The following is a 25,818-nucleotide window of genomic DNA, read 5'->3' as shown; positions in this document are numbered from 1 at the left end:
CACAAACCTTAGGAAGTGGAGGCTACAAGTTTTAGAAAACTCGACCATACTCAGCATAATACCAATCTCATGCAGGGAAGGGGTGATGGGGATCAAAGATTGGCCGTCGGGTGAGGGGCCGCGAGATAAATTACTGAGCCAAGGGGCGGGTCAGTTATCCGATTCTGAACTTCTTGCTATTTTGCTTAGAAATGGCTTACAAGGGTTAAGTGCCGTTCAATTAGCCAGGGACTTAATATCACAGTTTGGCGGGCTCAGAGAGCTGCTGAAGGCGTCTCAGCAGGAGGTTTGCAAACAGCCTGGTATGGGGCCGGTAAAGTTTGCTCAACTTCAGGCTGCAGCTGAGTTGAGTACCCGAATTTCGGCAGAAAAGTTAAAAAGAGGAAAAATATTGAGTGATCCCGATTTAACTCGAGACTATTTAATGAGACAATTGCAGGATCGTGCCTATGAAGTGTTCGCCATTTTGTTGTTGGACAGTCAACACAGAGTGATTCAGTTTGTCGAACTATTCCGTGGCACCATAGATTCGGCTTCAGTCTATCCACGTGATGTGGTATGTCTGGTGCTTGAGAAAAAAGCCTCGGCCGTGATTGTTTGCCACAACCATCCATCTGGAGTTGCGGAGCCAAGCTTGGCCGATAGGCGAATAACTGAGCGATTAAAATGTGCCTTGGCAACCATAGATGTTTCCTTGCTAGACCATATGGTTGTAGGCGATCGCGAGATAGTTTCATTTGCAGAGCGGGGATGGATAGATTAACTATTCCTTGATCTTTGCTTTTAGATCCTGTATAAAATGCGCCCTCTGTTGTGTGCCTCAGGCGACGGCCGTGTTCGAGGTGCATTAATGCTCGAGCGTTAAATATTTTGTTTTGGAGAAGATTGACATGTCAAGAGTATGCCAAGTAACTGGCAAGCGACCAATGGTTGGTAACAACCGCTCGCACGCAAAAAACGCGACGCGTCGTCGTTTTTTACCTAACCTACAAAACCATCGTTTTTGGTTAGAAGGCGAAAAGCGTTTCGTTAAGCTACGTATCTCTACTAAAGGTATACGTATTATCGACAAAAAAGGTATTGAAGTTGTTGTTGCTGAACTTCGTGCCCGCGGCGAGAAGGTATAATAAACCATGGCTAAATCTAAAGGTAATCGTGAGAAGATCAAGCTAGTTTCTAGCGCTAAAACTGGTCATTTCTACACGACTGAAAAGAACAAACGTAACATGCCTGAAAAAATGGAAATCAAGAAATTTGATCCCGTTATCCGTAAGCACGTTATGTACAAAGAAGCTAAAATCAAGTAATAACTTGTTGCTAACTTCTATTAAAGCCCCTGTTTCAGGGGCTTTTTTTTTGCTTAAAATTTAATTTATTCAACTTCCTGTCATATAGGTTAAGTAAGATGAATAGTCCAAATTGTTATGCATTGGTATTATTTCGTTTTATTAGTCCACGCCTTATTTTAAAACAGTTTTCACATATCACGATTAGATATAAATGCTTTTATTGTGCATTAAAATGCAATACTATGTTTGTTGTAGCCTATGGCTGTAACCGTTTTTTTGTATAAATCAATCAAGGTGAGAATATATTCGTGCGTACCACTGAACTCGTTGATGGATTTCGTCATTCAGCTTCCTATGTCAATTCCCACAGGGGTAAAACCTTTGTGGTTATGCTCGGGGGCGAGGCGTTAGCCAATAAGCAATTTCGCTCTATCATTAATGATATTGCCCTCTTGCATAGTCTGGGGATCAAGATTGTCCTGGTACATGGTGCTAGGCCGCAGATCGATGAAGCTTTAGCGGACAAAGCTATCCTGCCTGAGTACTACAATGGCGTTAGGATCACCGATGAAGATGCCTTTAAGGTGATAAAGCAAGTTGTGGGTGGATTGCAGTTGGATATTACCGCCAGGCTATCCATGAGCCTGAGTAACACCCCAATGCAGGGCGCACAGATTAATGTGGTTAGTGGTAATTTCGTCATAGCTCAGCCTCTAGGTGTCGATGATGGTGTCGATTATTGCTTGAGTGGCAAGGTCAGACGTATCGATGTGCAAGGTCTCAAGGGCCAGCTAGAAAATAATTGCATAGTGTTACTTGGGCCTGTAGCCGCTTCAGTAACGGGAGAGAGCTTTAATCTGACCGCCGAGGAAGTAGCGACTCAGATAGCGGTGAAACTCAAAGCCGATAAGATGATAGGTTTTAGTTCACTGAAAGGCATCCTAGATAACAAGGGTCAGGTGTTGGCCGAGTTGATGCCAAACGATGCTCAAGCTATCTTGGCTGATTTAGATCTGGGATCGAGTGTCTGTCTAGGCACTAAATCATTCCTTAAGGCCAGTATCGATGCCTGCCGCAATGGTGTTTCCCGTTGTCATTTCGTTAGTTACCTAGATGATGGTGCCTTGTTGCAGGAGCTTTTCTCTAGAGATGGCATAGGTACCCAGATAGTAACTGAAAGCGCCGAGCGTCTGCGCCGTGCCAGCATTGGCGACATAGGTGGGATCTTAGATTTGATCCGTCCGTTAGAGCAGAAGGGCATTTTAGTACGTCGTTCCCGTGAGCAGCTGGAGGTGGAGATCGAACAGTTTATGCTTATCGAGCGGGATAATCTGGTCATAGGCTGTGCGGCTTTCTATCCGTTCGAGGAGGACTGCGCCGGCGAGTTTGCCTGTTTGGTGGTGCATCCGGAATACAGGGATGCGGACAGGGGCAGCGTACTACTGAAGAATATTATCGGTCAGGCCAGGCTCAGAGGTTATGCAAAACTGTTTGCCCTGACTACAACAAGTATCCACTGGTTCCTGGAACATGGTTTCGATATCGTTGATGTGGAAATCTTACCGGCTAAGAAAAAGCAACTGTATAACTATCAGAGAAAATCCAAGATACTCGCCTTAGATCTTCAAGATTCTGAGTTATAGCTAGAAAATACCAGCATAGTTGGAACTAGGTGGGATGGGTTTTAATCTGGTGTAACAAGGGGCTCTCTGGGCCGGACTATAAGAAATAACATCAGCAGAATTGATACAGAAGAGGCTATATGATGAGGTTATCATCGACACTCCTCCAGCCGTATGCCGTTACTGCCTGAGTGTGCTAAAGACCGGCCCCTAGCTCAAATTAATGAGACACAGGGGCCTTGATGATTAACTTTTAAGTTCACTTTTCTTGCGTTTGTAGAGCATGTCTATGGTGAATACGACCAAGGCTCCCCAGATAAACATGAAGGTGACTCCTTTCTCCATATCGAATGATTCGCCGTAAAGGGTGACAGCTAAGATAAACATGATGCTGGGGCCAAGATATTGGAAGAAACCCAATACCGATAGCGGGACTCTCACTGCTGATGCGGCGAAAAATAGCAAGGGTATGGTGGTGACTATGCCAGCAGCAAACAATAATAGATTGAATGACAGCTCATTGGTCATCATGTTGGTCAATGCACCTCCCACGTTGGCAAATAGGTAGATGAGTGCAATCGGAAATAAGATGGCCGTCTCCACTAAAAGACCAGTCTTAGCATCGACATTGACCTTCTTGCGTAGCAGGCCATAGAAGCCAAATGATAAGGCCAGACCCAAAGATACCAGGGGAATTGAGCCAAAGGAGATCAACTGAACCATAACGCCGCTAGCGGCCAGTGCGACGGCAAACCATTGTAGCTTCCTCAGTCGCTCCCCAAGAAAGGCCATGCCCAAGATGACATTAACCAAGGGGTTGATGAAATAGCCTAAGCTGGCATCTAGCATATGGTCATTATTGATGGCCCAGATAAACAGCAGCCAGTTAGCCGCGATCAGGCTTGAGGTCAAGGCTAACACCATGAGCTGCTTCGGACTCTTCAATACTTGTCTAAGTCGAGAGAAACCGCCGAATGCCATCATGAGTATAGTGACAAATACGAATGACCAGATCACGCGGTGGATTAAAATTTCGCTTGCAGAAACCTGTCCCAGCAACTTGAAATAGAGTGGCGTAAAGCCCCAGATAGTATAAGCGCAGATAGCAAAGACTATGCCTTTGCGGTATTCAGAATCGAGCATGAATAGAACTACAAAATGAAAAAGTGGCTCATTGTATTCCCCAAGCCTTATAGCCTCAAGGTTAAAACTGTGACTAAGCGTTTCTTGCCTGTCTTGTAAACGTGACACCAGCAAAGCGTATGGAGAATACAGCTCCCTTGTATAGCGTCATCCACAGTTTTTTATAACCTCATGGTTAAACTTGTGAGTAATACTTCCTTGCCTGTCTTATAAACGTGACACCAGCAAAGCTAGGCTGACACCCAGAAAGAAGCGGGGTGTAAGTAAACACGGCTACGCATGAGCTTGCTACTAGCGTGTTCTGATGTCTTTCCTATACAGGTTTAGCCAACCATGTAGGTACCGGTGCCGAAGGCGATATGATCGCCGCGCTCGTTATGTAGCTCCATACGACAGACGGACACACGATTTCCAGCGCGGATCACTGTGCCAGTGCCGGTAAAAATTTCACCTCTGCCAGGTCTGAGATAATCGATTCTGAGATCTATGGTGCCTAAAGTTTGCAGCCTGTTCTTCAGCTCCTCTACGCTCCAGTCGTCTCGACTGGCGACTAAACCCGAAAAGGCTGTCAGTCCACCGACAACATCGAGTACCGTGGCTGTGACGCCGCCATGGAGGATCTGCTGATGGATATTACCGATAAGCTCAGGTTTCATTTCGATGCTAACTTCGACGCCATCTAGATCATAGCGTTTGATGTCCATACCTAAGAGGTTATGAAAAGGCACTTGTTTATCGAACACCTCGGCAACTCTCTTAAGTATTTCGGCTTGCACTGGATTAGTCATAAGTGTCCTTTTTTACTGTAAGTATCTATTGTTGTTTATTATTAGAGCAATTAATCTATCGTTTATTTACCTTGGTATGCAAGATTAAAAACAGATTATTATCAAACATAGGCCGATCATGAGAGACAAGAGGCGTGAGCTTTATTAGAATGGTCAGCCCAATTTCAGACCTCCGATGCCCATGGACCAAGTGAAGCCGCAACCTCAATTAGATCCGCTCTCCTCGAGCCTGCAGTCAGTGTTCGGCTATCGCACCTTTAGAAAAGGGCAGCGGGAGGTGATAGAACAGATCTGTGCCGGCGTCGATTGCCTAGTCATTATGCCGACTGGTGGTGGTAAGAGCCTGTGTTATCAATTGCCAGCATTACAAATGCCTGGCTTGACCATAGTGGTTTCCCCGCTAATATCCTTGATGAAAGATCAGGTCGATAGCCTGCAGCAGATGGGAGTCAATGCCGGATACTTAAATTCATCTCAGGCAGGGCAAGAAAGCGCCAGGATCCTCAGGGAGATGCACAGCGGCGAGCTAAAACTGCTTTATGTCTCTCCCGAGCGTCTACTGCAAGCTAGCTTTATCGATCGTCTGCATGAACTCCATATCTCGCTTTTTGCCATAGATGAGGCTCACTGTATCTCCCAGTGGGGTCATGATTTTAGGCCAGAGTATGCTGCGTTAGGTAGGTTGAGACAGTATTTCCCCCATGTGCCTATTATGGCACTGACAGCCACGGCAGATCAGGCCACCAGACAGGATATCTGTCAGCGTCTGACCATAACGCCATTTTCCTTTCTCACCAGTTTCGATCGGCCGAATATTCGTTATACAGTGGCCGAGAAGCTCAATGCGGCTAATCAGCTGCGTCAGTTTGTTACGGCGCAGAATGGCACCAGTGGCATCATCTATTGCGGTAGCCGTAGGCGAGTCGATGAGGTAGCGGAGCGCCTAAGGCTCCAAGGTCATAATGCCGACTCCTATCATGCGGGCAGGACTCAGGAGGAGAGGGCCGATGTTCAAGACCGCTTCCTAAAAGATCAACTGGATATTGTGGTGGCAACCGTGGCTTTTGGCATGGGTATCAACAAGTCCAATGTGCGTTACGTGGTGCATTACGACATCCCTAAAAGCGTGGAGTCTTATTATCAGGAGACGGGTCGTGCCGGGCGTGATGGTTTAGATTCTGAAGCCTTGATGTTGTTCGACCCCGCCGATATTGGCCGGGTACGTCACCTTATAGAACAATCAGAGCCGGGTCCTCAGCAGCAGGTCGAGCTACATAAGCTCAACACTATGGCGGCCTTTGCCGAGGCGCAGACCTGTCGTCGTCAGGTACTGCTACACTATTTCGATGAGAGTGCCGAAGAACCCTGTGGTAACTGCGATATCTGTTTAGACCCGCCTAAGCGATATAACGGCATTCAAGATGCCCAGAAGGTGCTCTCTAGCATTTACCGCTTGAAGCAAGGCTTTGGTATCAATCACCTCATCGAGGTGTTACGAGGCTCTAAGGCTGCGAATGTACTGGACCGTGGCCACGATAAGTTATCCACCTGGGGAATAGGCAAAGATAAGAGCCATGAATATTGGCTGAGTATCATTAGACAGATAATCCACCTAGGCTTTGCCAGTCAAGATATTACCCGGGGCTCCTCGGTCAAGTTGAATCCTTCGGCGCGAGCTGTGCTCAAGGGGGAAGTCGAGTTATTGTTGGCCGAGCCGAGAATCATACTGCAAACGACATCTAAGCGGCGTAGCGGCAGTACCCGAGCACCATTGAATTATGATCGTAAGTTATTTGCCAGGTTGAAGCTGCTGCGCAGGCGTTTGGCTGAGGAGTTGGATGTGCCTCCCTATCTGGTATTCAACGATGCGACTCTGGCCGAAATGGCGGCCATGACCCCCACCAGTCCAGGTGAACTGCTGGCGGTTAACGGTGTCGGTGAACGTAAGTTAGGCCGTTTCGGCGGTGAGTTCCTCGATGAAATAACTAACTACCTAGCAGATAGTTAGCAGTATTAGTTAATACGCCAGCTACACAGTCGAGCAAATCAGGGCGGCCTAGATCTCATTTGAGAATCTTCGCCCTAGCTTCATTCATACAGGGGGAATGTTCATTACCCCTTCATTTTCGCTCCCCAAGAGCAAGGTTTTACCCGTGTGTGGCGAGAATCTAAATTTAGCTGACTTTATCCTTGCCCATGCTGGTGCTAGCCATAGCCTAAGGTAGAGCACTGGGATTCGAAAAATAATTGGGTTAATTCAGGTTTACTTATTCGAAATCCACCTGGCTGGATTATAACTAATGGGCTGAATAAAACAGCAAGGGCATATGATTTATAACTATTTGTTTCTAAAACGGATTATCAGCGGTGATACTCTAGGTAAATGCATGCATATTATAGGCTTAATAGAAAACGAGTCAGGATTTATATAGGTGTATTTTACTCTGTTTAGGCAAAAATGAGAATAATAGGGTTGACACTGAAGCCGCCACACGTTAAAAATTAACCGTTCTTTACAAAACTTACATCAACTACGAGCATATGATTCTTGCATAATTAATTATGCACATTGAATAAATAAAAATAGATGAATATAAAAAGTGCATTACTCAAACTCCTCATTCTCATTCTCGCAGATCCTGCGCGGAGGATGTAGTGTTGCACACTCGATAGAGAAACAGCATTCACAAACCCCGCGCTAACAACCGCGGGGTTTTTTGTTTTTAAAGCGCAAATAATAATTAGGTCTTCCACGGAGAAACCAGATGTCTAACCGAGTGATTATTTTTGATACGACCCTACGAGACGGTGAACAAGCTTTGGCTGCAAGCCTAACGGTTAAGGAAAAGCTCCAGATAGCGCTATCTTTAGAACGACTGGGTGTTGATGTGATGGAAGTAGGTTTTCCTGTGTCGTCTCCGGGAGATTTTAAGTCTGTTCAGACCATAGCTCGTACGATAAAAAACAGCCGAGTCTGTGCCTTGTCCCGCGCCTTAGAAAAAGATATCGATGCCGCAGTTCAGTCACTGTCGGTTGCCAATCAGTTTCGTATTCATACCTTTATCTCTACCTCGACCATACATGTGGAGAGTAAGCTGAAGCGCTCTTTCGATCAGGTATTAGAGATGGCGGTAGGCGCAGTCAAGTATGCTCGTCGATTCACCGACGATGTCGAGTTTTCCTGTGAAGATGCGGGGCGCACACCTATCGATAATTTATGTCGCATGGTTGAAGAGGCGATTAAAGCGGGTGCCAGGACGATTAATATTCCCGATACCGTAGGTTACACCATACCGAGTGAATTTGGTTCCATCATAGAAACCTTGTTTAATCGGGTGCCTAATATAGATCAGGCGGTGATCTCGGTTCACTGTCACGATGACTTAGGTTTATCGGTGGCCAATTCTATTACGGCTATTCAACATGGTGCGCGCCAGATCGAGTGTACGGTTAATGGTATCGGCGAGCGAGCAGGTAACTGTTCTCTGGAAGAGATAGCCATGATCTTGTCGACACGTAAATCATCTTTGGGTTTTGAGACAGGAATAAATGCCAAAGAGATCCACCGTACCTCAAGCTTAGTCAGCCAGCTGTGCAACATGCCAGTACAGGCCAATAAGGCGATAGTCGGTGCCAATGCATTCACTCATTCATCAGGTATTCACCAAGATGGCATGCTTAAGTCGCAAAATACCTATGAAATCATGACACCTGAGAGCATAGGCTTACCACGTAATAATCTAAATATGACTTCGCGATCTGGACGTCATGTGATCAAGCATCGCATGGCCGAGATGGGTTATGGCGAAAGTGATTACGATATGGATACCTTGTATGCCTCCTTCATTAAGCTAGCAGACAAGAAGGGTCAAGTATTCGATTATGATCTTGAGGCGCTAGTCTTTATGGAGGCTCAGGCCGATGAGGAAGCCCATTATAAATTGCAGCAGCTGGTGGTCCATTCTGATTCTACCCAAGGCAATGCAACGGCGACGGTTAAAGTTGAAATTGATGGTAAGACTGTCACCGAGGCCGCCACGGGTAACGGCCCAGTGGATGCCGCCTATAATGCCATCGCTCGTGCCAGCCAGTGCGAAGTGAATATTACTAGCTATAAGCTAAGCGCTAAGGGTAAGGGTCAAGATGCTCTGGGTCAGGTTGATATCGAGGCTAGCTATCAGCAGCAGAGCTTCCATGGTGTCGGACTGGCGACCGATGTGGTCGAAGCTTCGGTTCAGGCGCTGATACATGTGATGAACCTGACTTGGCGGGCAGATAAGGTTGCCGATTGCAAAGAGAAGATTCAGCAGAAGAGTCACGAGTTAGGCGGCGTATAAAAAAGTTATCAATTATTCGAATCGTAAAATTAAAGAGTTGGGAGTATGTGTCGTATGAGTTATCAAGTAGCGGTATTAGCCGGAGATGGGATTGGACCAGAAGTGATGGCCGAGGCTCGTAAGGTGTTGGCCGCGGTCGAGAAACGTTTCGATATCTCAATTGAATATAGTGAATATGATGTAGGTGGTGCCGCCATCGATAATCATGGTTGCCCTCTGCCTGAGGCTACCCTAAAAGGTTGTGAGTCGGCCGATGCCGTATTATTTGGTTCAGTTGGTGGTCCTAAGTGGGAGCACCTACCACCAAACGACCAGCCTGAGCGTGGTGCGCTACTACCTCTACGCGGACATTTCGAGCTTTTCTGTAATATGCGTCCGGCCAAATTACATATGGGTCTCGAACATATGTCTCCACTGCGGAGTGACATCTCAGAGAAGGGCTTCGATATTCTCTGTGTACGTGAACTAACTGGCGGTATCTATTTCGGTAAGCCTAAAGGGCGTCAGGGCGAAGGCGAGAATGAAGAAGCATTCGATACCATGAGATATAGCCGCAAAGAGATCAGACGCATAGCTAAGATAGCATTTGAATCTGCCCAAGGTCGTCGCAAGAAGGTGACTTCAGTCGATAAGGCTAACGTCTTGGCCTGTAGTGTACTTTGGCGTGAAGTTGTCGAAGAGGTCGCTAAGGATTATCCGGATGTCGAACTGGAACACATCTATATTGATAACGCTACTATGCAGCTATTACGCCGTCCACATGAATTCGATGTGATGCTTTGCTCTAATCTATTCGGCGATATCGTCTCAGATGAGATTGCCATGTTGACAGGCTCTATGGGCCTACTGTCATCGATTAGCATGAACAGTGAAGGCTTCGGCATGTATGAGCCCGCTGGTGGCAGTGCGCCGGACATCGCCGGTCAGGGAATTGCTAACCCGGTGGCACAAATTTTATCTGCCGCCTTACTGCTGCGTCATAGCTTGAAACTAGAAGATGCTGCTCAGGCGATAGAATCCGCCGTGAGCAAGGCGCTGAGTGACGGTTACCTAACCGGTGAATTACTACCTGCAAGCGAGCGCAGTCAGGCTAAGTCTACCAGTCAGATGGGTGACTATATCGCTCAAGCTGTTGCCGAAGGGGTTTAAAATATGACTAAGACTTTATACGTGCATGCTTGTGCTGTCTCGGTTATTGCATTTACTGCAGGGGAGTTGTAACTCATGGCTAAGACTTTGTACGAAAAGGTATGGGATGCCCATATCGTTATTGAGAATGAGGGTGAAGCGCCGCTTATCTATGTAGACAGACATCTGGTCCATGAGGTGACATCACCTCAGGCATTCAGTGGTTTGAGGGCGGCTGGTCGTAAAATGCGTGCGCCAGAGAAAACCTTCGCTACCATGGATCATAATACATCGACTAAGAGTGCAAGTCTGGATGCTTTGAGCCCTATGGCTCGTATCCAGGTAGAAACTCTGCAGGATAACTGCAAAGAGTTTGGTGTACGTCTTTATGACATACACCATAAGAACCAAGGCATTGTGCATGTGATGGGACCAGAGCTTGGCATCACCATACCCGGTGCAGTTATCGTATGTGGTGACTCACACACCGCCACTCACGGTGCATTTGGTGCACTGGCGTTCGGTATCGGTACGTCAGAAGTTGAGCACGTGATGGCCACGCAAACCTTGCGTCAGTTAAAAGCCAAGACGATGAAGATTGAGGTGCGTGGGCATGTCTCTGCTGGGATCACCGCCAAAGATATCGTGCTTGCCATCATAGGCAAGACTGGCATGGATGGCGGCACGGGTTATGTCGTCGAGTTTTGTGGTGAGGCTATCGAAGCTTTAACCATGGAAGGTCGCATGACTGTGTGTAACATGGCAATTGAGATGGGTGCTAAGGCGGGAATGATTGCGCCTGATGCTACTACTGTCGAATATATGAAAGGTCGTGAATTTTCACCCAAGGGAGAAGCTTGGGAGCAGGCTGTAGCGGATTGGGCCGAATTAAAAACTGATGAAGATGCAGTTTTTGATGCGACAGTCGTACTCGAGGCCGGTGATATAGCGCCTCAGCTCACGTGGGGAACAAACCCAGGGCAAGTCGTTGCCATCGATGGCGTAGTGCCAAACCCAGCAGACGAGCAAAATACTACGGTTAGACACAGCATCGAAAAAGCCCTCGAGTATGTGGCACTCACTGCCGGGACTTGTATGACAGATGTGAGTATCAACAAGGCCTTTATCGGTTCATGTACCAATTCTCGTATCGAAGATCTACGCGCAGCGGCTGCTCAGGCTAAAGGCCGTAAGGTTGCCGATGGCGTGACTGCGATAGTAGTACCTGGTTCTGGCTTAGTTAAAGAGCAGGCTGAGGCCGAAGGCCTGGATAAGATCTTTATCGATGCAGGATTCGAGTGGCGTTTACCGGGTTGCTCTATGTGCTTAGCGATGAACGATGATCGTTTAGAGGCTGGCGATCGCTGCGCCTCAACCAGTAATCGTAATTTCGAGGGACGTCAGGGACGAGGTAGTCGTACTCACCTCGTTAGCCCAGCTATGGCTGCGGCTGCGGCGATTGCTGGTCACTTCGTCGATATTCGCAAACCTTACTAGGAGCACAGCATAATGAATCCATTTACCTCACACACTGGGCTTTCGGTCATGATCGATAGCGCTAATGTCGATACCGATCAGATCATTCCTAAGCAGTTTCTTTCTAAAGTGACTCGCGACGGTTTTGGTGTACATCTCTTCCATGACTGGCGTTATTTGGATGAGGCTGGCGATCAGCCTAATCCTGAGTTTAGCCTCAACTTCCCCAGATATAAGGGCGCTTCAGTACTTATCTCTAAGGAGAATTTCGGCTGTGGCTCTAGTCGTGAGCATGCTCCGTGGGCGTTAGCCGACTTCGGTTTACGCGCTATTATCGCACCAAGCTTTGCCGATATATTCTACGGTAACTCTATCAACAATGGCCTACTGCCAGTGCGCTTGACTGATGTCGAAGTGCAGCAGTTGATGGATGAGGTAGAGGCCAAAGAGGGCGCAGAGATCACCGTGGATCTTGAAGCCTTAACTGTCACATCTCCTTCGGGGGCTAAATTTAGTTTTGAGATTGAAACTTCGGCTCGACATAACCTACTCAATGGCTTGGATGCCATAGGTTTGACTTTAGGTTATGTGGATCAGATTGCGGCTTATGAAGCTAAACTCCCAAGCTGGAGAGTTTAAGCGTACATTTGTACCTAAGTGTTAATAAACCAAAGTCGGGTGAACAATAGTTTGCCCGGCTTTTGTTTTAACTAGTAGGGTGTTTGTGCGTATGCTGCTGAAATATAATGATTTTTATTTTTACTGTGAATTGGTTCAAGGTTTTGTTTGTACAACTAGTGATTTTAACTGCCAGATACATTTTATTTAAGCTAACGTGTGTAAGTCGCCTCTAATATACTTAGGTTATGATTTATAACACTATTTTTATTAACATTCTCGTAAATACTATATGCTATGAAAACATAGTCTCATCATTAAAGCTCTTCAGCCTGTTTTAAATAGCCAATTCATCTGAAATGACACTGGTTATTTTGCTTTATCTAGTTAATTACTCTGTATTCTTCCTGTTACTTGCAAAGATATTCTGCATTAGTACACTCCGAACCCTAAATGTCGAGCTATTACTCTAATACTAATATCGATTAAGAAAGATAATAATTATGGGAAGAAGAATTAAGATGATGAACAAGCGCATAATATCTCTGGCTGTAACTGGGGTGCTCCTAGGAAGTGTATCTCATGTACAGGCTGCAGGATTTCAGTTAGCCGAATACTCAGCCACTGGCCAGGGCCGTTCTTTCGCCGGTGAAGCCGCTATGGCCGATAATGCATCTACTCAGGCACGTAATCCAGCTATGTTGACTTACCTACCTGGGACAAGTTTCTCAGCTGGTGGTATTTATGTGATGCCCAATGTTGATGTAACCGGTGATATCTCTATTGCTTCTGCGTTATTTGGTGCACAGGCCATGACTTTGAATGCCGATGCCATAGATGTTGCCGATAATGCTCTGGTGCCTAATTTTTATTTTTCTAGTCAGATTAATGACAGCTGGACCTGGGGAATGGCGGTCAACTCTAATTATGGTCTGACGACCGAGTTACCGGTCGATCATGCAGCAGCCATCTTCGGCAGCGAGACTTCGGTGACGACTGTCGAGTTTAATCCCAATATTGCCTATAAGATTAATCAAGCATTCAGTGTCGGTGCCGGCCTGAGAATTGTGTACGGCGAAGGAAGTATAGGTGCATCTGCTCCAGGTTGGATCGATGGCTTGAAGACTCATCCTATGCTACCAGCTGAGTTCGCAGCAGCTCTTCCGGCTGGTGGTACTAGCCTTAAGAGCATGGAAGGCGACGATATCGCCATGGGTTGGAAACTTGGTGCCAGCTGGCAGATAAATCCTGCACATCGTCTGGGTTTTGCCTATCACAGTGGTGTTGAACTGGAACTTGAGGGATCGGCCTCGGGTCTGCTTTATACTGGTGGGCAAGATGTCGATATTGAAGGTAACTTACCTCTCGAATTACCGGCATTTGCCGAGTTGGCTTCTTATCATCAGCTCAGTGACAACTGGGCCATGCATGCTAGTGTTAACTGGACTCAGTGGAGTGTCTTCGATGAGTTAGTTGCTTATTTCCCTGGTGAAGTTAAACCAGCGGGTGGATTGGAGTCAGATCTGGTTAAAGAAGAGAACTTCAAAGATAATTGGCGTTTCGCATTGGGTTCTACTTATCAGTTAAATAATGCATGGCTGTTACGTACGGGTATCGCCTACGATAATACCGCAGTGGATGATGAGTATCGCACCATGACTATTCCAGACTCTGACCGTCTGTGGCTCAGTGCCGGTGCAGGTTATCAAGCCTCTGAAAATCTGACTGTGGATTTTGCTGTGACTTATATTAAAGCTTACGGTGATGCACCTATCAATGAGTCGATGAACCTCATGAATCTGGCTCAGGTGAGTTTTGACGGTGAAGCTGTTGGCGATGTTTGGTTAGTCGGCATGCAATTAAGTTACAAGCTATAAGCTGCTTAGCTTAGCTTAGATGCAGATGTCGTAGGTAATGTTGGGTTAGTCGGTATACGATATAAGTTACCAGCTATAACCTGCTTAGCTTAGCTGCAGATGTCGTAGGTGATGTTTGATTAGTCGTTATACGATATAAATTACAAGTTCTAATCTCGCTAGTTGATATGCAGTCCAGGTACAAGCACTAAAGACTTGCCTGAACACTGGCTAACAATGCCTCACTTATGTGGGGCATTGTCGTTTCTGTAGTATTTGACTATATTTTGTTAGTAAAATGAACTTCATAAGATTATATTCATCTAATACGATGAACTTATTCTGTGATCTACTATTAGATCGGAAACTACCAAACAAGAGGTGTGATATGAAGCCCTATCTACTTGCGGCAACCTTGTCTTTGCTTCCCTTTACCGCAATGGCCAATCAGACTTCTACCGAGATTGTCGAAGGATTTATTGCTGCCTATAACAGCCATGATGTGAAACAAATGGTGCAATACACCACCCATGATGTTCGTTGGATGCATGTTACCGGCACTAAGGTCGAGGTCGAAACCTCTAGCCAGGAAGAGTTTGCCGCCGCTATGTCTGATTATTTTGAGACACTAAAAGATGCTAATGCCACTATTCTTAAGATGATCGATTCGGGTAATTATGTCAGTACCGTGGAAAGGGTAACCTGGGACAATGATGGCGAGTTACTTAGTCAGTGTAGTATCGGCAATTTCCATATAAAAAATGGCAAGTTGGCCGAGTTTTGGTATCTGCCGGCTCATGCCTGTGATGAGATCACGATTGAAGCCAATGCCGAAGAGGCTAAGACCGCTGATTCTGTTGAACCAGAAACACTCGTTAATCCTGAAATAGGGGAGTTACAGGAAACTCAGCAATAAGTTGAATATTTTTGACTGAGAAGTAGCATCAAGAATAGGAATATTACTGAGACTCAGCAATAAGTTGAATGTTTTTGACTGAGAAGTAGCATCAAGAATAGGAATATTACTGGAGACTCAGCAATAAGTTGAATGTTTTTGACTGAGAAGTAGCATCAAGAATAGGGACATTACTGGAGACTCAGCAATAAGTTGAATGTTTTTGACTGAGAAGTAGCATCAAGAATAGGAATATTACTGGAGACTCAGCAATAAGTTGAATGTTTTTGACTGAGAAGTAGCATCAAGAATAGGAATATTACTGGAGACTCAGCAATAAGTTGAATGTTTTGACTGAGAAGTAGCATCAAGAATAGGAATATTACTGGAGACTCAGCAATAAGTTGAATATTTTTGACTGAGAAGTAGCATCAAGAATAGGAATATTACTGAGACTCAGCAATAAGTTGAATGTTTTTGACTGAGAAGTAGCATCAAGAATAGGAATATTACTGGAGACTCAGCAATAAGTTGAATGTTTTGACTGAGAAGTAGCATCAAGAATAGGAATATTACTGGAGACTCAGCAATAAGTTGAATGTTTTTGACTGAGAAGTAGCATCAAGAATAGGAATATTACTGGAGACTCAGCAATAAGTTGAATGTTTTTGACTGAGAAGTAGAATCAAGAATAGGAAAACTTGTGACCAAGAAATATGTGATTGCGTTAGACCAGGGGACTACAAGCTCAAGAGCTATCGTATTTGATCATGATGCCAATATTGTTGCCATGTCTCAGCGCGAATTTACCCAAATATACCCTCAAGCTGGCTGGGTCGAACATGATCCTATGGAAATATGGGCATCCCAAAGTTCGACCCTTATCGAAGTACTCGCCAGAGCCGATATTCACAGTGATGAAGTGGCGGCCATAGGCATAACTAATCAGCGTGAAACTACGGTTATATGGGATAAAAATACAGGTAAGCCGGTATATAACGCCATTGTTTGGCAATGCCGTCGCAGCAGTAATATCTGTGACGAGCTTAAGTCACAGGGCTTAGAAGAATATGTCCGTGAGTCTACCGGGCTTCTCTTGGATCCCTATTTTTCAGGCACTAAAATAAAATGGATATTAGATAATGTTGCCGGCGTGAGAGCTCGGGCGGAAAAGGGGGAGCTCCTGTTTGGCACTATCGATACCTGGCTGGTGTGGAAGCTAACCGAGGGTAAGGTTCATGTCACAGATCCGACGAATGCGAGCCGCACCTTACTCTTTAATATTCATACTCAGCAATGGGATCAAAAGTTACTCAAAGCACTCGATATCCCAAGCTCCTTGTTACCTGAGGTTAAGCCATCTACTTGTATCTATGGCAAGACACGAATTGCAGGGGAAGGTGGAGAGATAGATATTGCCGGTATTGCCGGTGATCAGCAATCGGCCCTGTTTGGCCAGCTTTGTATCGATGAGGGGATGGCCAAGAATACCTATGGTACTGGCTGTTTTTTGCTGATGAACACAGGCAAACAAGCGGTGCGGTCTAAACATGGCCTGTTAACCACAATTGCCATAGGTGCCGAGGGGGAAGTCAATTATGCCCTGGAGGGAGCCGTTTTTATGGGAGGGGCGACGATTCAATGGCTCAGAGATGAGCTTGGTCTAATTCGAGATGCCCAAGATACCGAATATTTTGCTTCTAAGGTAGCAGATACTAATGGCGTTTATTTAGTTCCGGCCTTTGTTGGTTTAGGTGCTCCTTATTGGCAGCCTAATGCGCGTGGTGCATTAGTCGGTTTAACACGAGGCTCCAACCGCAATCACATTATCAGAGCCGCATTAGAAGCTATTGCCTATCAGAGTCGCGATCTTCTCGAGGCGATGACCAAAGACAGTGGAGTCATGTTAAAGCAGTTGAACGTCGATGGTGGTGCAGTTGCTAATGACTTTTTAATGCAGTTTCAGGCAGACATAAGCAACGTAGAGGTACATCGTCCAGTCGTTACCGAGACTACGGCAATGGGGGCAGCCTTTTTGGCAGGTCTGGCTGTTGGGTTTTGGCAGTCTACGGATGAACTGAAACATAAAGCAAACTTAGACAAATCTTTTAGTCCAGGGATTTCTCCAGAGGCAAGAGAGAGTCTTTACCTCGGCTGGAAACAAGCGGTTTCTCAAGTAACGTCAACTAATACCTGATAAGGATAGACCTTAGTGTCATTGGCTTTGACCTGCTATGACTGTATCTATATTTGAATTCTACCTTGTCATGTGTGCTTGTACTTGTATCCCTTTGGGGTAAGGAGCAATCAAGATTAAATATCGATATCAATTCTAGGGAGTGGTGAGTTAACCGCTTCTTCCTCGACGAGCTTTATTTCATCCAAGGTTTCACTCTCTGGGCCGCTACGGCGATCGCCACGAAATTCGCCTGCGCGCCGATCTTCCAGGGATTGTCGTCGCTCAAGACTCGACTGCTGCGATTGTGGAGTTTCATGATCGTCGGCAGTAATGCTCGCGCTATTGTCAGCTTCTTCCACCATTAAGCGTTTACGTTTAATGGTTAATCGAATGGGACGTGCAAGCATGGCATAAAGACTATCTAAACCAACCATAATATCTCCCTTTAAGTGCCCCTTCTTAGTTCTATCGGCTGTTATTGCTCGATATTTAGTCATGCTTAAGTGTTAAAGTATATTTTAGCTGCCAATTAAATGATCAATCTTTGTTTACCTGACATGTATTACGCCCTATTTCTTATATTTTTGCTAAAAGTGTGATGTAAGACGTGTCAGTAAAAACCGTTCTGGATTACTTAATTACTAATTATAGTCGAATATTTTTGCAGTTATTCCCCACTTGGCATCTTTCATAACCAAGTTCATGTATCTCTTCTGTCTGTTTTTTCTACTTTTTAGAGATCTTTATCCACTTTTACCCATCAGCTTTCTCCAATTTAATCATTTTTGAAACATGCTGCTAACCCGCTTGAATACTGGACTTTTAAATAGATGGTGCCCTTGACAAGTCTTGTGTTCTATCTCTAGAATTAGCAGTTGTGGGATTTTGTGGATATAAGTGGATCATTTACTGACAGCAAGGACAAGCTAACGTGTTTCGTGGTGCGAGTGCTATAAACCTTGATACGAAAGGGCGGATCGCTATTCCTAAGCGCTACCGTGAGCCATTACGTGCCGAATATAATGGTCAGTTAGTGATTACTGTTGATTTTCAATCATCCTGTCTTTTGCTTTATCCATTAGATGAATGGAGTAAGATCGAAGCAAAACTGCTCCTGCTTTCCGATACCCGAGCTTCTGAAAGAGCAATGAAAAGATTACTATTAGGCTATGCACATGAGTGTGAGCTAGATGGTAACGGTAGATTATTACTTCCTCCACCGTTACGTCAATATGCGAATTTAGAAAAGCATGCAATGTTAGTGGGACAATTAAACAAATTTGAGCTCTGGGATGAAGCTGCATGGCAGCAACAGATAGAGCAAAGCCGAGAGACGATTCGCAGCGAAGAGTTCGCGAGCAATGAACGTCTTGCCGATTTTTCACTGTGACCAGTGACGCAAAAATAGATAGAAGATACTAATGAGCCAAGAATTTTCACATTTATCGGTACTGTTAACAGAAACAGTAGCGGGCCTGAATATTAAACCTGACGGCATCTATATCGATGGTACCTTTGGCCGTGGTGGTCACTCACGTGAAGTGTTAAAACATTTAGGTGACAATGGACGTTTAATTGCGATCGATAGGGATCCCCAAGCGATAATTGCGGCAGAGCAATTTGCTGACGATGCAAGATTCAGCATAGTGCATGGTGGTTTCGGTCAATTGGCCGATTATGTTGAAGACCTTGGCTTGAAGGGCAAGGTCGATGGAGTGTTACTCGACTTTGGTGTCTCATCGCCTCAATTGGATGATGCCGAACGTGGGTTTAGTTTCTTAAGAGATGGTCCACTGGATATGCGAATGGATAACTCTCAGGGACAAACCGCTGCTGAGTGGATAGCTCGCACCGAAATCGAAGATATGGCCTGGGTATTTAAGACTTATGGCGAAGAGAAAAACTCTCGTCATATTGCCCGTTGTATCGCGGCAGATCGTGATAAGACTCCTTTTTTGAGAACCAAAGAATTGGCGGATCTTATCGCTAGGATCTGTAAGAGTAAGGAACGCAATAAGCATCCTGCCACTCGAGTGTTTCAGGCGATACGCATCTATATCAATAGTGAATTAGAGCAGATTGATCAGGCGCTAGAGGGGGCACTAAAAGTGTTGGCACCTCAGGGTCGTTTATCGGTTATTAGTTTCCATTCTCTGGAAGACAGAATTGTGAAGCGCTTTATTCGTCGTCATAGTCAGGGAATGAGTGTTCCTCATGGTTTACCTATCACCGAGGCTGAGATCAATAAGACACGTTTATTGAAGGCTGTAGGTAAGGCGACTAAGCCTTCAACCGAAGAGGTTGAGATGAACAAGAGATCTCGTAGTTCAGTTTTGCGAGTCGCAGAGAGATTAGAGTATTAATGATTGCTGTGGAAGCGAATGCGAATACCTGAGTCATTGCGAGTAAGCCTGTGTGGCAGGGAGTTCTGATATGGAGCGGTCTCAATTTAAACTCATTCGAATTATCTTAGCCGATCTTTGGCATCAAAAGTGGATATTACTGCTTGCGATGGCCGTGGTCGCTAATGGGATCACCATTGTATATACAAGCTATGTTAGCCGTAAATATATTAGCCAATGGGATCAGATGTGGGAGGAAAGAGATAGGTTAGATATCGAATGGCGAAACCTATTGCTTGAAGAGCAATCTCAGTCTGAACATAGCCGAATTACCCGCATTGCGAGTAAGCAGTTAGACATGAGTCGGCCCTTACCTAAGGAAGAGATCGTGGTGAGGATACCATGATGATAAACCTGTTTAAATATTGAACAAATTAGCTAAAGCAATCAAGGAACGGTGATAACGAGAGCATCATGAGGAAGATCAAGCAAGCTAAAAGGAAGCAAAAACCACAACTGATCCACTGGCGTTTATACGTAGTGGTGGCTTTCGTCTGTCTGTTATTCACAAGTTTGATCGGTCGTGCCGCATATATTCAGATTCTTGAACCTGAAAAGTTGCGTCATGAAAGTGATATGCGCAGCTTGAGAACGACCAGCAGAGAGGTGCAACGGGGACTGATCACCGACCGTAATGGTGAAATGTTGGCTATCAGTGTACCTGTTAAAGCCGTGTATGCCGATCCTAAGGTGGTTAATGACAAAAATGGCTTTGCCGATATGCGTCTTTGGCAAGCATTAGCTGATGTGCTCCATGAGCCAGAAGATAAGATTTTAAAGCGAGTTCAGGATCATCCTAAGCGACGTTTTACTTACTTGAAGCGACAAGTGACCCCAGCCGTTGCTGATTACATCAAGAAGCTCAAATTACCCGGAATATATCTTAAAGCCGAGTCGCGCCGTTATTACCCTACCAGCGAAATCATAGCTCAGTTGATTGGCATTACTAACATAGATGATGTTGGTATTGAAGGAATTGAAAACACATATAACGACTGGTTGACAGGTACACCTTCGAAACAGAAGGTAAGAAAATCACGAGATGGACATGTGGTCGAGCGCCTAGATATGGTGCAAGAAGGCGAGAGCCCCAATGATCTAGTCTTGAGTATAGACCAGCGCATTCAGCAATTGGCCTATCGTGAAATTAAGCGTGTTACAGAGATCAATAAGGCTACGTCAGCCTCGATAGTCGTGATCGATGTGAATACCGGTGAAGTATTGGCGATGGCGAATACCCCATCCTATAACCCAAATTCCCGAGACCATTTACAAAGTTATCGTATGCGTAATCGCGCGTTAACCGATGCCTATGAGCCAGGATCAACGATTAAACCTTTCGCGGTTGCTGCAGCATTAGAGGCGGGGACCATAAACAAGAATCAAATTTTTAAGACATCACCGGGACGTATTCGTATCGGCGGTAAGATAGTGCGTGATGGCAGGAACTATGGCGATCTTTCCTTGGGAGAAGTATTGGTTCATTCCAGTAACGTTGGTATGACCCAGATAGCCCTATCTATGCCGGTGCAGGAGCTATTAGGTTATTATCAGGCCATGGGCTTAGGTAATTATTCAGGCATTAATCTTGCGGGAGAGAGTACAGGTTTGCTTCATGACCGTAGGCGTTGGTCTGAGTTTGAACGGGCCACTCTTTCTTTTGGTTATGCTCTAACTGTTACCCCACTACAGATAGCAAGAATGTATGCCATGTTGGGTGGTAAAGGCATCTTGTATCCATCCTCGATTTTGAAGCTCAAGAAGAAGCCGGAAGGCGTTCAGGTCATCTCTCCGGAAGTGGCCCAGCATGTGATGGAAATGCTGATAGGTGTGACAGAGCCTGGTGGCACAGCGACAAAAGCCCATATTGAGGGTTATCCAGTTGCGGGTAAGACAGGTACGGCACGAAAAGCCGTTGCAGGCGGTTATGGTGAAGACTATGTCGCCATGTTTGCTGGTGTTGCTCCAGTGCATAACCCAAGACTTGCGATTGCGGTAGTGGTTAACGAGCCCAAAGGCGACAAGTATTATGGCGGTGATGTGGCAGGTCCTGCATTTGCTAAGGTGATGTCTGGTGCATTACAGATGCTCAATGTAGAGCCTATTACATCGAAAGAAAAAGTTCGTCTGGTGAGCCATGTCAAGAGGACAGAATAATGCAGCTAAATGATCTCTTAGCGCCTTGGTTGCATTACTCAGGGTCGGAATCATTCAATGGAATGTCATTGGATAGCAGAGCTATCACAGTCGGGGACTTATTTATTGCGGTTCCTGGGCATCTTGTGGATGGCAGAAAGTTTATTCAAGCCGCATTCGAACAAGGTGCGGTAGCTGCTTTAGTTCATACCGATGAGCCTACAGAACACGGTCAAGTTCTATCAGAGGCTAGCGCATCTCTTCAGATACTCTTTTTCCAGTTAAACCAAGAGTTGTCGGCTATCGGGGCGCAAGCATATCCATTAGCTCCCCAGCGACTCAAGCTCATAGGTGTCACAGGGACTAATGGTAAGACATCCATTACTCAACTGATGGCTCAGCTAGTAGCACTTCAGGGGAAGCAAGCTTCCTTGATGGGCACCTTAGGTAATGGTTTATGGGGCGACTTAGTCGAGAGTGGCAATACCACGGCCGATCCCATCACTATTGCTGCTCAGTTACAGGATTTTGATTTAGCGGGAGCAGACCTGTGTGCCATGGAAGTGTCGAGTCATGGTCTTATTCAGAACCGGGTTGCAGCCGTTCCTTTCGATGTCGCCGTTTTTACTAACTTGAGCCGAGATCATTTAGATTACCATGGCACTATGCAGGCTTATGGTGATGCGAAGAAAAGATTATTCAAATTTTCATCCTTGCAAAGCAGCCTGATAAATCTTGATGATGAAGTCGGACGCCAATGGCTATCCGAGGAGCAAGAGGCTAAGCATTTAGGCTTTAGTATCTGTTCGGCCCATGCCGATGCGGCGAGTATATACACCCAAGATAACCATCTGCACCATCAAGGTGTCATGGCGATGCTTGTCTGGCCAGAGGGACGGGCTAAGTTAGCATCCCCTCTATTGGGCAGTTTCAATCTTTCCAACTTAGTTGCCGCATTAGGTGCCTTATATTTGATTGGCTACGATATGCAGGCCCTGGTGGCATCTGTACCTCTGCTTACCCCTGTTGCGGGAAGAATGGAGCGGTTTACCACAGCAAATGGTGTGACTATAGTGGTGGATTATGCACATAGTCCAGATGCTATAGAGCAAGCGCTTAAGGCGTTGAGAGGCCATTGTGAAGGTCAGTTATGGTGTCTGTTTGGTTGTGGCGGAGATCGCGATAAGGGTAAACGGCCACTGATGGCACAGGCCGCCGAAACTTATGCCGATAAGGTGATGATCACTAGTGATAATGTCAGAAGTGAGTCCCCTGAAGCCATCATCGAGGACATATTAGTTGGATTAGAGGCCCCGGAGCGAGTACTAACTCAGGTAAACCGAGAGCAAGCTATCAGGCAAGTCGTTGCTTTAGCAAAGCCTGGAGATCTCGTCTTGCTGGCGGGAAAAGGGCATGAAACCTATCAAGAAGTGGCCGGCGTTCGTTTTGAATATGATGAAAGAGCATTAGCTAAATCATTGGCCGGAGAACAGATATGATCCCATTGAATTTGTCGGGTATATGTCAGCGCCTGAATGCCAGGTTAGTGGGCGCCGACGTTGAGTTTTGTCATGTTTCCAGTGACAGCCGGGCTATCCCTGAGCAAACTCTATTTGTCGCCTTGAAAGGCGACAAATTCGATGGGCATAATTTTGCTAATACGGCAGTGGAAAATGGCGCCATAGCCTTGTTGGTCGATCACGAGTTACCACTGAACATTACTCAAGTGATCGTAAAGGATACCCAGAGAGCGATGGGAGAGTTGGGGGCTTATTTAAAAGAACTTATTCAGCCCAGATCCGTCGCGTTAACCGGTTCAAATGGCAAGACCAGCGTTAAAGAGATGGTGGCTACCATCTTATCTCAACGGCATAAGGTCTTGTATACCGCGGGTAATTTTAATAATGAAATAGGTGTTCCTCTAACACTATTACGCTTAGAGGCCGATGATGAATTTGGCGTGTTCGAGTTAGGCGCGAATCACAAGGGTGAGATAGATTATACATCTTCCTTAGTAAAGCCTGATGTAGCCTTAGTCAACAATGTAGCTTCGGCGCACCTAGAGGGTTTTGGCTCTCTTGAAGGCGTAGCTAGTGCCAAGTCTGAAATATTTAATCATCTAACACCCACAGGGACGGCAATTATCAATGCCGACGATGGGTTTGCGTCAGTCATGCTGGCGGCATCGACCGATTACACTCAGCTGACGTTTGGTATTGATTCTGCAGCTGATATTCAAGCATCAGATCTTGAAGCCGATCCTATGGGGTGTTACCGCTTTAAACTCAGTTACTTACGAGAGACGCTTTTAATAGCTTTACCGCTTCCAGGGCGTCATCAAGTGAGTAATGCCCTGGCTGCTACTGCCATCTGTTTATCATTTGGATTAACGCTAGATGAAATAAAATTAGGCTTCTCACTTCTGGTGCCAGTCAAGGGTAGAATGCTACCCACTCAATTGGGGCGGGTGCGTGTGATCGATGATAGTTATAACGCAAATCCTGCTTCTGTTACCGCAGCAGTTGACTGGCTTCACGAAATTGAAGGTCATCGCTGTTTAGTGCTGGGTGATTTGGGCGAATTGGGCGACAATGCGCCCCTTTTGCACACAGAACTAGGCGAATTGGCAAGGCAAAAAGGCTTGGATTCACTATTGACCTTAGGTGAACTCAGTGCCAATGCGAGTAGTGCCTTTGGTGTCGATGGTTATATTAGCCTAGAACTTTTGCTAGAAGATCTAATAAAAAATATTAAACAGTTACAAGGTAATGTGACTGTTTTGGTCAAAGGATCACGTAGCGCCAGAATGGAGCGTGTGGTCGAAGCTTTAATACTTGCCTACGGGCGCAGGGAGTTTGTTTAATGCTGGTGTATCTGGCGGAGTATTTAACTCAGTTTTATTCTGGGTTTAACGTTTTTTCTTATGTAACTTTTAGAGCCATCTTAGGTCTGATGACCGCTTTGGTCTTCTGCCTTTGGTGGGGACCAAAAATGATAAGGCGTCTACAGACGCTACAGATTGGGCAGGTTGTGCGCAGTGATGGGCCTGAATCGCATTTTAGTAAGAGTGGCACGCCAACCATGGGCGGTATTCTGATCTTGGCTGGTATATTTATCAGTGTATTACTTTGGGGTGATCTGGGCAGTAGATATGTATGGGTAGTGCTGTTCGTACTGGCAAGTTTTGGTCTTATCGGCTTCATCGATGATTATCGTAAAGTGGTACGTAAAGATACTAAGGGTCTGATTGCAAGGTGGAAATACATTCTACAGTCACTAGCTGCCATCATAATCGCATTTTATCTCTATGCTTCTGCAGATACTGTAGGTGAAACCCAACTTGTGGTGCCATTTTTCAAGGATATTATGCCGCAGATGGGGGCTTTCTTTATTGTTTTAGCCTATTTCACCATAGTTGGCTCGAGTAACGCGGTGAATTTAACCGACGGCTTGGATGGTTTAGCCATCATGCCTACAGTAATGGTCGCGGCAGCGTTTGCCTTGATAGCCTATCTGTCTGGTCACGTACAGTTTGCTAACTACTTGCATATTCCTTATCTGCCTGGGGCCGGTGAATTAGTGATCGTCTGCACCGCGATAGTGGGCGCAGGCCTTGGCTTTCTCTGGTTTAACACCTACCCAGCACAGGTCTTCATGGGAGATGTTGGATCCCTTGCTCTTGGTGCCGCATTAGGAGCTATTGCAGTCTTGGTACGTCAGGAGATCTTATTGGTCATCATGGGTGGTGTGTTTGTGATGGAAACCGTTTCTGTGATTCTACAGGTTGGTTCATACAAGCTTCGTGGTCAGCGAATTTTCCGTATGGCACCAATTCATCATCATTATGAATTGAAAGGTTGGCCCGAGCCTAGAGTGATTGTTAGGTTCTGGATTATCTCACTATTTTTGGTCATGCTTGGTCTTGCCACGCTTAAGTTAAGGTAATTGA

22 protein-coding genes are annotated in these 25,818 nt (G+C 45.7%); 19 read left to right on the top strand and 3 right to left on the bottom strand.

Annotated elements, in window-relative coordinates:
• Positions 1–85: 85 nt before the first annotated feature.
• The 4 genes from radC (at position 86) to argA (ending at position 2,932) form a co-directional block, all read left to right on the top strand.
• A complete protein-coding gene (gene radC / locus SVI_RS19180) occupies positions 86–763 on the top strand; it encodes a RadC family protein (protein ID WP_013053321.1) in 678 nt (225 codons plus the stop codon).
• Positions 764–890: 127 nt separating this feature from the next.
• Positions 891–1,127 carry a 50S ribosomal protein L28 gene (gene rpmB, locus SVI_RS19175; RefSeq protein ID WP_013053320.1) on the top strand — a complete coding sequence of 79 codons (237 nt, stop codon included), beginning with the start codon at positions 891–893 and terminating at the stop codon, positions 1,125–1,127.
• Between the two features lie 6 nt (positions 1,128–1,133).
• On the top strand, positions 1,134–1,307 hold the full coding sequence (rpmG, locus tag SVI_RS19170) for a 50S ribosomal protein L33 (protein ID WP_013053319.1): 174 nt from the start codon (positions 1,134–1,136) through the stop codon (positions 1,305–1,307).
• A 290-nt stretch (positions 1,308–1,597) separates the two neighbouring features.
• A complete protein-coding gene (gene argA, locus SVI_RS19165) occupies positions 1,598–2,932 on the top strand; it encodes an amino-acid N-acetyltransferase (protein ID WP_013053318.1) in 1,335 nt (444 codons plus the stop codon).
• Between the two features lie 225 nt (positions 2,933–3,157).
• On the opposite strand, the gene rarD is transcribed toward argA, so the two are convergent.
• Together rarD and SVI_RS19155 are read right to left on the bottom strand one after the other, a co-directional pair.
• Positions 3,158–4,054, bottom strand: a complete 897-nt coding sequence (gene rarD, locus SVI_RS19160) for an EamA family transporter RarD (protein WP_013053317.1) — start codon at positions 4,052–4,054, stop codon at positions 3,158–3,160.
• Positions 4,055–4,377: 323 nt separating this feature from the next.
• Positions 4,378–4,842, bottom strand: coding sequence for a thioesterase family protein (locus tag SVI_RS19155; protein WP_013053316.1), 465 nt, complete (start codon positions 4,840–4,842; stop codon positions 4,378–4,380).
• Positions 4,843–5,017: 175 nt separating this feature from the next.
• Between SVI_RS19155 and recQ the strand changes: the two genes are divergently transcribed.
• From recQ to glpK, 8 genes are all read left to right on the top strand, one after another.
• Positions 5,018–6,850 (top strand): DNA helicase RecQ, encoded by a 1,833-nt coding sequence (gene recQ, locus SVI_RS19150; RefSeq protein ID WP_013053315.1) that lies wholly within the window; start codon positions 5,018–5,020, stop codon positions 6,848–6,850.
• Positions 6,851–7,607: 757 nt separating this feature from the next.
• Entirely contained in the window at positions 7,608–9,179 is a 1,572-nt protein-coding gene (leuA, locus tag SVI_RS19145; RefSeq protein ID WP_013053312.1) for a 2-isopropylmalate synthase, read from the top strand.
• Positions 9,180–9,233: 54 nt separating this feature from the next.
• Positions 9,234–10,328, top strand: a complete 1,095-nt coding sequence (gene leuB, locus SVI_RS19140) for a 3-isopropylmalate dehydrogenase (RefSeq protein ID WP_041420482.1) — start codon at positions 9,234–9,236, stop codon at positions 10,326–10,328.
• Positions 10,329–10,403: 75 nt separating this feature from the next.
• Positions 10,404–11,804 (top strand): 3-isopropylmalate dehydratase large subunit, encoded by a 1,401-nt coding sequence (gene leuC / locus SVI_RS19135; RefSeq protein ID WP_013053310.1) that lies wholly within the window; start codon positions 10,404–10,406, stop codon positions 11,802–11,804.
• Between the two features lie 12 nt (positions 11,805–11,816).
• Positions 11,817–12,422 carry a 3-isopropylmalate dehydratase small subunit gene (leuD, locus tag SVI_RS19130; RefSeq protein ID WP_013053309.1) on the top strand — a complete coding sequence of 202 codons (606 nt, stop codon included), beginning with the start codon at positions 11,817–11,819 and terminating at the stop codon, positions 12,420–12,422.
• A 503-nt stretch (positions 12,423–12,925) separates the two neighbouring features.
• Positions 12,926–14,278, top strand: a complete 1,353-nt coding sequence (locus SVI_RS19125) for an outer membrane protein transport protein (RefSeq protein WP_041420481.1) — start codon at positions 12,926–12,928, stop codon at positions 14,276–14,278.
• Between the two features lie 367 nt (positions 14,279–14,645).
• Entirely contained in the window at positions 14,646–15,173 is a 528-nt protein-coding gene (locus SVI_RS19120) for a nuclear transport factor 2 family protein (protein ID WP_013053307.1), read from the top strand.
• A 682-nt stretch (positions 15,174–15,855) separates the two neighbouring features.
• On the top strand, positions 15,856–17,349 hold the full coding sequence (glpK, locus tag SVI_RS19115) for a glycerol kinase GlpK (RefSeq protein WP_013053306.1): 1,494 nt from the start codon (positions 15,856–15,858) through the stop codon (positions 17,347–17,349).
• A 116-nt stretch (positions 17,350–17,465) separates the two neighbouring features.
• Here the strand turns inward: glpK and SVI_RS19110 are convergent, their stop codons facing one another.
• Positions 17,466–17,765, bottom strand: coding sequence for a hypothetical protein (locus SVI_RS19110; protein ID WP_013053305.1), 300 nt, complete (start codon positions 17,763–17,765; stop codon positions 17,466–17,468).
• A 497-nt stretch (positions 17,766–18,262) separates the two neighbouring features.
• Here SVI_RS19110 and mraZ point away from each other — a divergent pair, with 497 nt between their 5' ends.
• The 7 genes from mraZ (at position 18,263) to mraY (ending at position 25,814) form a co-directional block, all read left to right on the top strand.
• Positions 18,263–18,721, top strand: coding sequence for a division/cell wall cluster transcriptional repressor MraZ (gene mraZ / locus SVI_RS19105; protein WP_013053304.1), 459 nt, complete (start codon positions 18,263–18,265; stop codon positions 18,719–18,721).
• 31 nt (positions 18,722–18,752) lie between these two features.
• Positions 18,753–19,694: a 16S rRNA (cytosine(1402)-N(4))-methyltransferase RsmH gene (rsmH, locus tag SVI_RS19100; protein WP_013053303.1), complete on the top strand. Its 942-nt coding sequence runs from the start codon at positions 18,753–18,755 to the stop codon at positions 19,692–19,694.
• A 70-nt stretch (positions 19,695–19,764) separates the two neighbouring features.
• A complete protein-coding gene (gene ftsL / locus SVI_RS19095; protein ID WP_013053302.1) occupies positions 19,765–20,079 on the top strand; it encodes a cell division protein FtsL in 315 nt (104 codons plus the stop codon).
• A 68-nt stretch (positions 20,080–20,147) separates the two neighbouring features.
• A complete protein-coding gene (locus tag SVI_RS19090) occupies positions 20,148–21,890 on the top strand; it encodes a peptidoglycan glycosyltransferase FtsI (protein WP_013053301.1) in 1,743 nt (580 codons plus the stop codon).
• Positions 21,890–23,368: a UDP-N-acetylmuramoyl-L-alanyl-D-glutamate--2,6-diaminopimelate ligase gene (gene murE / locus SVI_RS19085; RefSeq protein ID WP_013053300.1), complete on the top strand. Its 1,479-nt coding sequence runs from the start codon at positions 21,890–21,892 to the stop codon at positions 23,366–23,368. Before SVI_RS19090 ends, murE begins: the two co-directional genes overlap by 1 nt.
• Positions 23,365–24,732, top strand: coding sequence for a UDP-N-acetylmuramoyl-tripeptide--D-alanyl-D-alanine ligase (locus SVI_RS19080; protein WP_013053299.1), 1,368 nt, complete (start codon positions 23,365–23,367; stop codon positions 24,730–24,732). The genes murE and SVI_RS19080 overlap by 4 nt, the downstream gene beginning before the upstream one ends.
• Complete coding sequence (gene mraY, locus SVI_RS19075) at positions 24,732–25,814, top strand: phospho-N-acetylmuramoyl-pentapeptide-transferase (protein WP_013053298.1); 1,083 nt, start codon at positions 24,732–24,734, stop codon at positions 25,812–25,814. The genes SVI_RS19080 and mraY overlap by 1 nt, the downstream gene beginning before the upstream one ends.
• Positions 25,815–25,818: the final 4 nt, after the last annotated feature.

The sequence above is a fragment of the Shewanella violacea DSS12 genome (assembly GCF_000091325.1).
Lineage (GTDB): Bacteria > Pseudomonadota > Gammaproteobacteria > Enterobacterales > Shewanellaceae > Shewanella > Shewanella violacea.
Note: the sequence above shows the minus strand (reverse complement) of the source record. Positions and strands in the feature narration are given on the sequence as shown.

Coding starts and splice junctions, on each gene's coding strand:
- SVI_RS19110 (WP_013053305.1), bottom strand. CDS start 17,765: ATGGTTGGTTTAGATAGTCTTTATGCCATGCTTGCACGTCCCATTCGA.
- mraY (WP_013053298.1), top strand. CDS start 24,732: ATGCTGGTGTATCTGGCGGAGTATTTAACTCAGTTTTATTCTGGGTTT.
- ftsL (WP_013053302.1), top strand. CDS start 19,765: ATGGAGCGGTCTCAATTTAAACTCATTCGAATTATCTTAGCCGATCTT.
- leuA (WP_013053312.1), top strand. CDS start 7,608: ATGTCTAACCGAGTGATTATTTTTGATACGACCCTACGAGACGGTGAA.
- leuD (WP_013053309.1), top strand. CDS start 11,817: ATGAATCCATTTACCTCACACACTGGGCTTTCGGTCATGATCGATAGC.
- rarD (WP_013053317.1), bottom strand. CDS start 4,054: ATGCTCGATTCTGAATACCGCAAAGGCATAGTCTTTGCTATCTGCGCT.
- rsmH (WP_013053303.1), top strand. CDS start 18,753: ATGAGCCAAGAATTTTCACATTTATCGGTACTGTTAACAGAAACAGTA.
- leuC (WP_013053310.1), top strand. CDS start 10,404: ATGGCTAAGACTTTGTACGAAAAGGTATGGGATGCCCATATCGTTATT.
- rpmG (WP_013053319.1), top strand. CDS start 1,134: ATGGCTAAATCTAAAGGTAATCGTGAGAAGATCAAGCTAGTTTCTAGC.
- SVI_RS19120 (WP_013053307.1), top strand. CDS start 14,646: ATGAAGCCCTATCTACTTGCGGCAACCTTGTCTTTGCTTCCCTTTACC.
- SVI_RS19155 (WP_013053316.1), bottom strand. CDS start 4,842: ATGACTAATCCAGTGCAAGCCGAAATACTTAAGAGAGTTGCCGAGGTG.
- recQ (WP_013053315.1), top strand. CDS start 5,018: ATGCCCATGGACCAAGTGAAGCCGCAACCTCAATTAGATCCGCTCTCC.
- murE (WP_013053300.1), top strand. CDS start 21,890: ATGCAGCTAAATGATCTCTTAGCGCCTTGGTTGCATTACTCAGGGTCG.
- radC (WP_013053321.1), top strand. CDS start 86: ATGGGGATCAAAGATTGGCCGTCGGGTGAGGGGCCGCGAGATAAATTA.
- SVI_RS19125 (WP_041420481.1), top strand. CDS start 12,926: ATGAACAAGCGCATAATATCTCTGGCTGTAACTGGGGTGCTCCTAGGA.
- SVI_RS19080 (WP_013053299.1), top strand. CDS start 23,365: ATGATCCCATTGAATTTGTCGGGTATATGTCAGCGCCTGAATGCCAGG.
- SVI_RS19090 (WP_013053301.1), top strand. CDS start 20,148: ATGAGGAAGATCAAGCAAGCTAAAAGGAAGCAAAAACCACAACTGATC.
- rpmB (WP_013053320.1), top strand. CDS start 891: ATGTCAAGAGTATGCCAAGTAACTGGCAAGCGACCAATGGTTGGTAAC.
- leuB (WP_041420482.1), top strand. CDS start 9,234: ATGAGTTATCAAGTAGCGGTATTAGCCGGAGATGGGATTGGACCAGAA.